Below are 10,676 nucleotides of genomic sequence, written 5' to 3'. Positions count from 1 at the left end.
GGAAAAAAATGAAAAAAAAGCTAGTTATTTTTACTATTTTATTTACAGTTGTAGCTTTATTTTTATTAACTTTTAATAAAAAAGAAAAAGATATAAAAACTGAATTTAACCTAGACTGCTATTTAAATATAGAAAATTGTGAAATTTCATATAAAAATAAGCAAGTTTTATTTTCATTTTCCAATAAACCAGTTCGTGCAATGATTCCAAACACTTTAAAAATTTTAAATTTAGAAGGAAATTTTACAAATTTAAATGCCAAAATAAAAGGTGTAAATATGAATATGGGAACCATAAAAACAAATTTTATAAAAAAAGATGAAATTTATGAAGGTGAGTTAATTTTTAGTTCATGCTATAAAGATATGCTTTATGAAATTTCATTTTTTGATGATAAAAAACCTTTAAATTTAAAGGTTTTTGTAGTCATAACTCTTTAAAAAAATAAGTAAAAATGGATAAAAAAGTTTCAAAATTTATAAGTTTTACAATTCTAACTCTATCTCTTACAACAATTATGGCTGGTGCTGCAATAGCCCCAGCACTTGGGATGATAAGTGAACATTTTAATCAAACTAGCAAAATTTTAGTATCACAAATAGTTTCAATTCATAGTATATTTATTATTTTTAGTGCATTTTTATTTAGCTTTTTAACAAAATACTTAAATGCTAAAAACATCGCTATTTTAGGACTTTGTCTTTACATAATAGGTGGAGTTGGAGCATCATTTTTTGATAATATTTGGATAATTTTATTTTTAAGAGCAATTTTAGGAATTGGTGTTGGTTTTATCCAGCCACTTACAAACGGACTTATTGGTTTTTTATATGATGATAAAGACAAAGTAAAACTCCTTGGTCTATCATCAGCGATGTCAAGCCTTATGGGCTTAGTAGCAGCACCACTTTCAGCTTATCTTGCTGCTATTTCTTGGAATTATAGCTTTTATATCTATTTTTTAGGTGTTTTTGTTATGGTTTTTGCAGTTTTGTTTTTGCCAACCGTTATGCTTAGACAAAATAAAAATAAAACTACAAATTTAGAGGTTTTAAAACAAATCTATCCATTTTGCATAGCTGTTTTTTTAGCTATGCTAACTTTTTATTCTTTTCCTACAAATTTTTCAATAAACATACTTGAAAAAGATTTTGTAGAGCCAAAATATATTGGGCTTCTTATGGGTCTTCAACATTTTTTTGTTATTTTAGTAGGAGTATTTTTTGCTAGAATATTAAAAACATTTAAGCGGTATTGCAAGTTTATTTTTGGTGCATTTTTTGGAGCTGGATTTTTAATGCAATTTCTGGCATCAAATTTAAATTTTGTATTCTTGGGACTTTTGCTTGTTGGTCTTGGACATGGCTTTTTGATGCCATTTATAATGTCAAGAGTAAGTATTTATGTAAAAAAAGAAAATATGGCAATCGCAATGAGCTTAATGAGCATATTTTTATATTTAGGACAATTTGTAAATCCTTATTTGATTAAATTTATACTTATTTTATTTTCATCCAACTCTTCAAATTTAGCATTTTTAATGAGTTTTATTTTTAGTATAATTTTATTTTTATGGTTTTTTTATATAGATCGATTTTATTTTAAAAAATAACCTTTTTAGGCACAAAACTAAAAATTTGGAGTATAATCCCAAAATTATTTCATTAAAAGGAAAAGTTTTGGAATTTAAAGTAAATGGTGTTGATTTTCATAAATTTAATATCGACACAAAACCTATTATGGAAAAGTATCTTCTTACTCTAGGTGAGGATTTAGAAGTTGATATAAGCGATTATACTTTTGCAGCAAATTACATTTGGCTGTCAAATGTAAGTGGATTTTACGCAATTATCGAAGATAGTTTTTGTCTTTTTGTAATGACTGGAACTGAACTTAGTATGCTTTTACCACCAATTGGAAAACTTAAAAATCTTAAAAATGCTATTTTAAAATGTTTTGAAATTATGAATCAAAACAACTCTTCTAAGTTTTTTTCTCATATTGACTATGTTGCTGAATGCGTGCTTGATAAATTTGCAAAATCTTTAGATGAAACAGCCGATATTTTCGATGTTTTTGAAGATTTTATTTTTGAAAAAAAACTTGCAGATTATATCTATAAAAGTGATGATTTGATAGAACTAAAAGGAAATGCCTACCATACAAAACGAACTGAAATCAACAAATTTAAAAAAACATATCCAAATTTTGAAGTTTTTCCATTAAGCGTTGAAAAACATAAAAACGATATTTTAAATCTTACAAATTTATGGGCACAAGAACGTATAAAATATATGCCAAGCGTTTCAAATGGTGAGTTTATGGAAGGAATTTATCAAGAGCAAGCAGCAATAAAAAGAATGCTAAATCACTATAAAGAACTTGAATTAATAGGCATAGTTTTGTATATTGATGGCGTTTTAAAAGGCTTTACAGTTGGCGAAAAAATAAATGAAGGTGTTGCAAGCGTGATAATAGAAAAAACAGATTTTGAAGTTTTAGGTTGCGCGCAATTTATATTTAGAGAGTTTTCTAAGGTTTTAAAAGAGCATTTTGAATGCGACCTTATAAATGTTGGGGATGATATGGGCTTTGAAAATCTTAAAAAAGTAAAGATGAGTTATCGCCCTCACAAACTTGAAATAAAATACTCAATTTATCAAAAATAAAATGATAAGAAAAACAACTAATAGCGACATAAAAGCACTTTTAGAGATAGAAAATGAAAGCTTTAATGAGTTTAAGCTAAGCAAATCTTCATTTTATTATCATATAAAAAGAAATTTTTTATATGTTTATGAGCTAGAAAGTGATAAATCTATTTTAAAAAAAGGGGAAATTTTAGGATATTGTTTGGTATTTTCATATCTTAAAATTCCTAGAATTTACTCAATCGCAGTTAGTAAAAAAGCTAGAAATTTAGGCGTTGGTTCAGCTATGCTTGAGTTTTTAACTCTAAAGTTTAAAACTCTAAGACTTGAAGTAAGAAGTGATAATAAAGCTATACATTTGTATGAAAAATTTGGCTTTAAAAAGGTAAAAATTTTACCAAATTATTATGAGGATTGTGATGGGATTTTAATGATTAGATAAAATCCCAAATATTTTAATTCAAAAATTTTAAATAATTTAAAATTTGATTAGAAATTTTAGTATTTAAAATTTCCATCATCGTGCTAGTGCTATTTGTGTTTTTATCACTTTGAAAGTATAAATTTGTCTCATAAATCTCACCATCAATATTTATTTGAAGTGAAATTTCTGCATCATAAACATAGCTATTAGTAACTGATGAGTAATAATCATCCAAAGCATCCAATCTATCGTATCCAAAATATCTAAAATTTATACCACTTACAACAAATGGATCAATATCTTTTATATAATTTCTCCTAAAAAAGTTTAAATTTCCTCTAATTTTGGTGGAAGCCTCACTTTTATCACTGACTATTTCATAGCCATTTTTAGCTAAATTTAGTGAAACTGCCTGTGTTAGATTACTATCAACACTACTTGTATTTGTAAAATCAACATAAGCTAAGTTGTTATTAGGAGTATTTTTTATAAAAATTGGTTTTGAACTTTTTACAACACTTCTATCGGTATAGGTTTTACCAGCACAACCAAAAAATAAAATAATGCTAAAAAATAAAATTATATATTTTTTCATAAGTTTAAATACCTTAAAATTTGATTTGAAACTTTTTCTTCAAGCTCATTTAAAGCACTTTCAAAAGAACTACCCTCTTTGCTTTGATAATTAAAAAGTGTTTGATAAGTTTTTATATCTTTTAAGCTTTTTACTTTTGCAAAAAAAGAAATTTGAGCTTCATAAGCAGCACTATCAAAAATATCAGCACTTGTTCCAAAACCAATACCAAAATTTGAAAAACCACTGCCTAAACCAACACCAACTCTTGGAGATGAGCCACTTGATACATTTATTTTTTTAAAATAGTTTAAATTAATCTTTATAATAGTATCTGCAAGATTTTCATTATCTATTACGCTATAACCATTTTGCGATAAACTTAAAGCTAGTTTTTTATCTAAATTACTACTAGTTTGGCTTGTGTTTGTAAATTTGATATAAACTTTTTGGCTTTTTGGCTTTTCATCTATAAAAACAGGCTCACTCTGACTCAAAATACTAGCATTTTGAGCCTTATTAGCAGCACAACCAATAAATAAAAATGACATTAAAAACAATATAATATATTTTTTCATCTTTTTATCCTTTTGTTATTTTAGATGAATTTTAGCATAAGTTATGAAATTTAAAGATATATTATTAGATAAATTAAAGTTTTGGATACTCTCGTCTCCAAAACTTTTTAATTAGTATTTTGTAGCTGCGTTTCTTAAAGTTACTCTTGTTCTATAAATATTAGCAACCTCAGTCGCATCGCCAACTAAAAGAGCATTTGTTGAACAAATCGCCGCACACATAGGTATCTTACCCTCAGCTATGCGGTTTTGTCCATAAAGCTCTCTTTCTTCGTGTGAGTTAGTCTCTTCGGGTCCGCCTGCGCACATTGTACATTTATCCATTTCACCTTTTATGCCAAAAGCCCCATCTCTTGGGAATTGTGGCGCACCAAATGGACATGCATAAAGACAATATCCACAACCTATACAAGTCTTTTTATCATGTAAAACAACGCCATCTTCTCTAACATAAAAACATTGAACTGGGCAAACTTGCGCACAAGGTGCATCCGTACAGTGCTGACACGCTATAGTTGTAGCTATTTCTTTTCCAGGAACGCCCTCGTTTAAAAACAAAACCTTTCGTCTATTTATACCAATTGGCACTTCATGAGCCGAAGAGCAAGCTACTTGACAACCATAGCAACCTATACATCTATCATTATCCACATAAAATTTTAATCTTGCCATAATGCTCTCCTTATGCCTTTTCTAATCTACATAAACCTGCATTAAACTCTGAAATTTGAGTAACAGGGTCAAAACCGTAGTTTGTTATTGTATTTGAACTCTCACCTATTGTATAAGGTTTAGTTCCCTCAGGGTATCTGTGACTTAAATCAACTCCTTGCATAACTCCAGCAAAGTGATATGGTAAGCAGATATTATTTGGTGTTACTGAATAAGAGTAATAACATTTTACTTTTATCTTAGTTCCTTGCGGAGCGTGTATCCACATCATATCTCTATCTTTTATGCCGTATTTTGCAGCTAGACTTGGATGAACATGAGCAAACATTTCAGGTGTTATGGATGCAAGGTATTTAGAAGTTCTTTCTATCATTCCAGCTCCACTTAAATTTACAAATCTAAGTGAACTCATAACAGTTGGAAACTCTTTACTCCAATCTTTTTCTTGTTGCTCACTTATAAACTTACTTGCAACACGGAAATTTCTTTCCTGATCTTCCCATGTTGGGTATTTTTGAACTAAATCCCATCTTGGTGAGTGAATTGGCTCTCTATGTTTTGGAATCGGATCTAAAAACTCCCAAACAACAGCTCTTGCTCTTGCATTTCCACATGGGCAAACTCCAGCTTCTCTGCATTTTTTAGCAATAATTCCACTATAATCATCACTCCAGCTAGATCCTATTTTTCTTTTTTCATCTTCTGCTAGAGTAATACCCAAAGCTTCTTCAATGTTTTCTTTTGTAATTTGTGGATATCCACCTTTTACTTTTGAACCAGGTAAAGTTATGCTCTCATCAGCTAGTTGATTTACCCCATTGTGCTCTAGTCCAAATCTATTTCTAAAGCCCATACCACCCTCTACATAAGGCTTAGAGATGTCATAAAGTATTGGAGTTCCTGGATGCTTTTCATCCCAACAAGGCCATGGAAGTCCGTAGTATTCGCCCTCAACTGGACCTCTTCCCATTTGTGTATCAGGATCAAAGTTGTGCCAATTTTCTTGGTGTTTTCTAAGTCTTGCGGCAGTTCTTCCATTATTTCCTATGCTTTGAGTATTTCTTGCTATCTCATCAGTTGCATCATCAGGCCACTTAAAATCATCTTTAACTTGTTTTATTTCACCATCTACAATGCCCATCTTCATACCGCGCACATACTCATCATAAAAGCCAAATTTCTTAGCAAACAAAAACATAACTTCTTGATCTTCTTTGCTCTCATAGATAGGCTTTATAATTTGAGTTCTCCACTGAGCGGCTCTATTTGTAGCTGTTACATAGCCCTCGCTTTCAAACTGAGTTGCAACAGGCAAAACATAAATTCCATCAGGTCTATCGCTAAGAATTGCAACCTCATTTAAAAATGGCTCTGCAACAACTAACATATCTAGTTTATCAACTGCTTGTTGAATTTTGGTAGTGTGTGCCATAGAGGTAATACCCGTTCCTTGTACCCAAAGAACTCTTAAATTTCCACTTGAGTGAGTTTTTTCCTCTTTTAAGACACCTTGCCACCATTTTGCAAGTGAATATCCTTTTTCATTTCGCCAATTTCTATCTTCAGGATTTGCAGGATTGTGGTAAAAATACTCTTTGAAATTTGTTCCTTTAACTGGCTCGCCCAACTTCTCTCTAGGCTCTTTGGTTGAAACAGCAAATCTTTTTACAAACTCATCAAAATCAACGCCCCAGCCTTTACAGTGATGTTTCCATGCACTATCGCCTAAGCCATAATATCCTGATGTGCTATCAGCCAAACAGTTCATATCAGTAGCACCTTGAACATTATCGTGACCTCTAAGTATATTTGTTCCGCCACCTTCTTTTCCCATATTTCCCAATACTAATTGAAGTATTGATAAAATTCTTGTATTTGAGTGCCCAACTGAATGTTGAGTGATACCAAGCGACCAAAATAAAGTTGCTGGTTTTGTGGTAGCAAACATTCTTGTAAATTGGATTAACTCTTCAGTTTTACAGCCTGTTACATTTGCGACTTCTTCGGGAGTCCAATGTTTTGCTTCTTCTTTTATCTCTTCAACGCCATAAGTTCTAGTTCTAATAACTTCTTTATCTTCCCAACCATTTTTAAAGATAAGATGAAGCATTCCATAAATAAATGCTATGTCAGTTCCAGGTCTGATTCTAATAAACATATCAGCTTTTGCAGCTGTTCTTGTATAAACAGGATCTACCACAACTAAAGTTGCGTTATTTCTATCTTTGGCTTGTAAGATGTGTTTCATCGCACCAACTGGGTTTGCAACTGCTGGATTTGCTCCAATTACTAACATCATTTTAGTATTTTTAGCGACATCTCCAACGTGATTTGTCATAGCGCCATAACCCCAAGTATTCGCCACACCGGCGACTGTTGCACTATGTCAAATTCTAGCAACGTGATCTATGTTATTTGTTCCCCAAAATGCTGCAAATTTTCTAAAGTAAAATGCCTGTTCATTTGAAAATTTAGCCGAACCTAGAAACTCAACTGAGTCAGGTCCATCCTCTTGGCGAATCTTCATCATCTTATCGCCAATTTCATTTACAGCGGTCTCCCAGCTAATCCTCTCCCACTTGCCATTTACCTTTTTAAGTGGATATTTTAGCCTCATTTTAGACTTTGTTAAATCAATTTGATCAATTCCTTTTGAGCAATGACTTCCTTGGCTTATTGGATGATCTATCGCCATATCTTGTCTTATCCAAGTATTTGACGCCTCATCCACCTCAGCAACAACTCCACATCCAGCTGAACAAATAGAACAAATTGTCTTTTTCATAACAGAGTTTGGAAATGGATTTTTAATCTCTTCAGAAGTTGCTTTTCTTAGTGTTTCATTTTTTCCAAAAGCACTTGTTGTCCCAATGGTTCCTGCACCAAGAGCCGCGAGTTTTAAAAAACTTCTTCTTCCTATATTTGTTTGACTCATGTTTTATCCTTTAATGAGCAATTCTATAGTATTGTTCCCATAAGTTATTTTTCTTATAAAGAACCTCTTTTTTGACAGCTTTTCCACAAACTACACCACTACTTGCACTTGTGGCACAATCATCTGATAAAGTTGTCGCACAATTTTTTAATCCCTCATTTGCAATCGCTGCTGTAGCGCCTGCAACTGCACCGATTTTTAGAGATTTTCTTAAAAAATCCCTACGATTTTCAGTCATAATCATCCTCCTTGCATAAAATTTTGATTTAACCAAATAAAGATATATGCTAAATTTGCATAATTTTAGGCAAAATACCTTATAACTACGCTATATAGCACTATCAACTATATGATATTTTAGCAGATTTATAATTAAAAATAAATTTCAATTATGCATTAAATAAATTTATTAAGTTTAATTTTATTATTCACCCCAATCAAATTTTTCTTTTGTAGTTTTTAAATTTGATAAATATGGCTGTTTTTCTATCATTTCTTTTGCTACGCTTGGTTTTATTTTTGGCTTTTCAACAGCTAGAATAGATCTTTCAAGCTCAAAAAAACTCTGCATTAAATTTGCCAAATGTAAGTAAAAATCAGCCTCTTTACTACCTTTTATAAAATCTATAAACTCATCTATAAACTCATTTATCACATTTACAAAAAGCTCTGTGCTTAAAAATGCGTTTGTATTTACTTCATCTTTTAAAAGTGATGACATTAGATAAAAAATAAATCCTATAAAATCCTCACTATCTTTGCAAAGCTCGCTATTTTTTCTAAATTTACTCTTTCGCAAAGTATCTAAAACTAACTTTTTAGCAAGCCCCTCATCTCGCCCTTCTTTATAAAATGATGCAGTTAAAGGGATATTTGAGTAAGAATAATCATATAAAAGCCTATTTTGCTCAGCTCTAAACTCATCAAAACTAAACTTGCTAAGAGCTTTAAAATCATCTAAATTTTCATTAGCAATTGGGGAATTTTTTAAATAATCAAGCTGTTTTTTCCAAAGGTTAAATTTTTCATCTTTTTCACTGAAAAAAAACGGTATTGCAAAAAATTCATAATAATAACTTCTACCTAAAGTCATATTTTTATCTTTCATTTGGACTCCTTTAAAATTTCATCTTGCATTTCTTTAGCTTCTTTAATCTGCTTTTGAATCATTATCTTTGCCTTACAATCCGCACAGCAATAAAGTGTTTTTATTCTATCTGTATCACTTCCAAAAAGTGGCGTCATCATATTTGCTATTTTTAAAACAGCTTTTGTAGTAGCAAACTCTTTTCCGCACTCAATGCACTTAAAAAGCTCATCTTTTGCCAAAGTTTGATACTCAAAATACTCTTTTTTAAGCTCCATTTCACCACGTTTTAAAAAGATCGTCTCTTTTTCAGCACAACTTTGTATGCAATATCCACAAGTTGTGCAAAGCGAGGCATTAAATTTGATAGAGTTATCGCTCTCATCAGCAATTAGCGCTGCAACATTACACGCACCTACACAACTCAAGCAAAGCGTACAGGTACTCTCATTGATACTTACTTTTCCATACCTTACCCACTCGCCACTTTTTGCAACGCCCAAGTCATCATCACCTACAATATGTAAAACTCTTTTTGAAAATATCTCTCTTTTTGATAAAGTTCGCTCATTTATGTGAAATTTAAGCCCATCTATAAATTTAAGTTCTTTTAATTGTTTTCTAAGCTCAATCTCATCTTTTGCAACCAAAATTCCAACTTCGTTAAACTTAGCTTTTATTATTTGATTTACTAAATCTATAGACTCTTTAACTCCTGGTGCGATAACATCGCTAAAAAAGATCAAATTCGCTCCACTTTCTTGTAAAAGCGTCATAAAATGAGTCTGACTTAAAAACTTCTCTCCCTCTATGGCAAATGGCAAAACTCCCTCATCAAGGGCAACATCACAGGTTTCTAGATCCATAATCCTTGGTGTTATAACTATTTTTTTATCTTTAAATTTTAAAGCCATATCATAAAATGCCTCACTTGGCATCTTTGCATAATCAATCGCCCCACTTGGACAAACACTCACGCACCCGCCACATCCAACGCAATCAATATGCGAAAAAACTAACTCTTTTTTTTCATCATCTTTTAAAATCGCAACCGTTGGGCAGATATCAACGCATTTTACGCAATGCTCACTTCTTCTTTTGTGGTATTGACAAATTTTATCATCATAAGTTATAGCACTTTTATAGTGGTAAATTGGCGTTTTTTCATCTAAATATTTTAAAATTTCCTCATCTGTTAAAATGCCAATATCCAAAGTTCCGCTTTGTCTTAGCATATACTCTTTTATTCCATCAACTAAAACAAAGTCGCTTTTCACCTCAAATTCGTCATTTACGCTCAAAACTGTTGTGTATAAATCACCAATTTCACCGTATAAAAACTTAACTTCAGCGTGAGTTAAATTTATCACTTTATAGCCATTTTGCTTTAAAATCTCAGTCAGATTTGTGCGGTCTTTATCGCTTATTAAAATAATATTTTTTCCAACATTCTTTTCATAATCCATATCTTTTGCCAAGTCAAAAACACTGGCTCTTGCTTCGTATAAAATGTTTAAATTTTTAGCTTTTTGTAAAATGCTATCTTTACTATTTTTTAGATAAAAATCAGTCTCAGGTGCGTAAATTTCAGCCTTTAAATTTGGTGAATTACTAACTAGATAGTGCTCATCATTTGGCACTTTTAACTCTTCTATCTCATCAGGAATCACAACTTCTAGCCCGCTATTTAAATATGCAAATTCTTTCATCTATCTTCCTTGATTGCAAATTAGACAATTTTATAATGATTGTTTT

The 10,676-nt window shown here is 31.1% G+C and carries 11 protein-coding genes and 1 pseudogene; 4 read left to right on the top strand and 8 right to left on the bottom strand.

Going from position 1 to position 10,676, the window contains the following annotated elements; genetic code table 11:
- Window positions 1-8: 8 nt before the first annotated feature.
- The 4 genes from CURT_RS01230 (at window position 9) to CURT_RS01215 (ending at window position 3,093) form a co-directional block, all read left to right on the top strand.
- The gene (locus tag CURT_RS01230; protein ID WP_018712512.1) at window positions 9-440 is read left to right on the top strand and encodes a hypothetical protein; all 432 of its coding nucleotides are present in this window, start codon (window positions 9-11) and stop codon (window positions 438-440) included.
- A 14-nt stretch (window positions 441-454) separates the two neighbouring features.
- Window positions 455-1,612, top strand: coding sequence for an MFS transporter (locus CURT_RS01225; RefSeq protein ID WP_018712513.1), 1,158 nt, complete (start codon window positions 455-457; stop codon window positions 1,610-1,612).
- 67 nt (window positions 1,613-1,679) lie between these two features.
- Window positions 1,680-2,669 (top strand): DUF2156 domain-containing protein, encoded by a 990-nt coding sequence (locus CURT_RS01220; RefSeq protein ID WP_018712514.1) that lies wholly within the window; start codon window positions 1,680-1,682, stop codon window positions 2,667-2,669.
- 1 nt (window position 2,670) lies between these two features.
- Window positions 2,671-3,093, top strand: a complete 423-nt coding sequence (locus tag CURT_RS01215; RefSeq protein WP_018712515.1) for a GNAT family N-acetyltransferase — start codon at window positions 2,671-2,673, stop codon at window positions 3,091-3,093.
- Between the two features lie 13 nt (window positions 3,094-3,106).
- On the opposite strand, the gene CURT_RS01210 is transcribed toward CURT_RS01215, so the two are convergent.
- From CURT_RS01210 to CURT_RS01175, 8 genes and pseudogenes are all read right to left on the bottom strand, one after another.
- Window positions 3,107-3,670, bottom strand: a complete 564-nt coding sequence (locus tag CURT_RS01210; RefSeq protein ID WP_018712516.1) for a complement resistance protein TraT — start codon at window positions 3,668-3,670, stop codon at window positions 3,107-3,109.
- A complete protein-coding gene (gene traT, locus CURT_RS01205) occupies window positions 3,667-4,227 on the bottom strand; it encodes a complement resistance protein TraT (protein ID WP_018712517.1) in 561 nt (186 codons plus the stop codon). Before traT ends, CURT_RS01210 begins: the two co-directional genes overlap by 4 nt.
- A 111-nt stretch (window positions 4,228-4,338) precedes the next feature.
- Complete coding sequence (fdh3B, locus tag CURT_RS01200; RefSeq protein ID WP_018712518.1) at window positions 4,339-4,899, bottom strand: formate dehydrogenase FDH3 subunit beta; 561 nt, start codon at window positions 4,897-4,899, stop codon at window positions 4,339-4,341.
- A gap of 10 nt (window positions 4,900-4,909) precedes the next feature.
- The gene (locus tag CURT_RS01195; protein ID WP_408609398.1) at window positions 4,910-7,516 is read right to left on the bottom strand and encodes a formate dehydrogenase subunit alpha; all 2,607 of its coding nucleotides are present in this window, start codon (window positions 7,514-7,516) and stop codon (window positions 4,910-4,912) included.
- A gap of 90 nt (window positions 7,517-7,606) precedes the next feature.
- A pseudogene (locus CURT_RS09580) lies at window positions 7,607-7,684 on the bottom strand (hypothetical protein); the annotation flags it as partial.
- 160 nt (window positions 7,685-7,844) lie between these two features.
- Entirely contained in the window at window positions 7,845-8,072 is a 228-nt protein-coding gene (locus tag CURT_RS01185; RefSeq protein WP_018712521.1) for a twin-arginine translocation signal domain-containing protein, read from the bottom strand.
- A 186-nt stretch (window positions 8,073-8,258) separates the two neighbouring features.
- Complete coding sequence (locus CURT_RS01180) at window positions 8,259-8,942, bottom strand: molecular chaperone TorD family protein (RefSeq protein ID WP_018712522.1); 684 nt, start codon at window positions 8,940-8,942, stop codon at window positions 8,259-8,261.
- Complete coding sequence (locus CURT_RS01175; protein ID WP_018712523.1) at window positions 8,939-10,630, bottom strand: 4Fe-4S dicluster domain-containing protein; 1,692 nt, start codon at window positions 10,628-10,630, stop codon at window positions 8,939-8,941. Before CURT_RS01175 ends, CURT_RS01180 begins: the two co-directional genes overlap by 4 nt.
- Window positions 10,631-10,676: the final 46 nt, after the last annotated feature.

The sequence above is a fragment of the Campylobacter ureolyticus genome, from assembly GCF_013372225.1.
Lineage (GTDB): Bacteria > Campylobacterota > Campylobacteria > Campylobacterales > Campylobacteraceae > Campylobacter_B > Campylobacter_B ureolyticus.
Note: the sequence above shows the minus strand (reverse complement) of the source record. Positions and strands in the feature narration are given on the sequence as shown.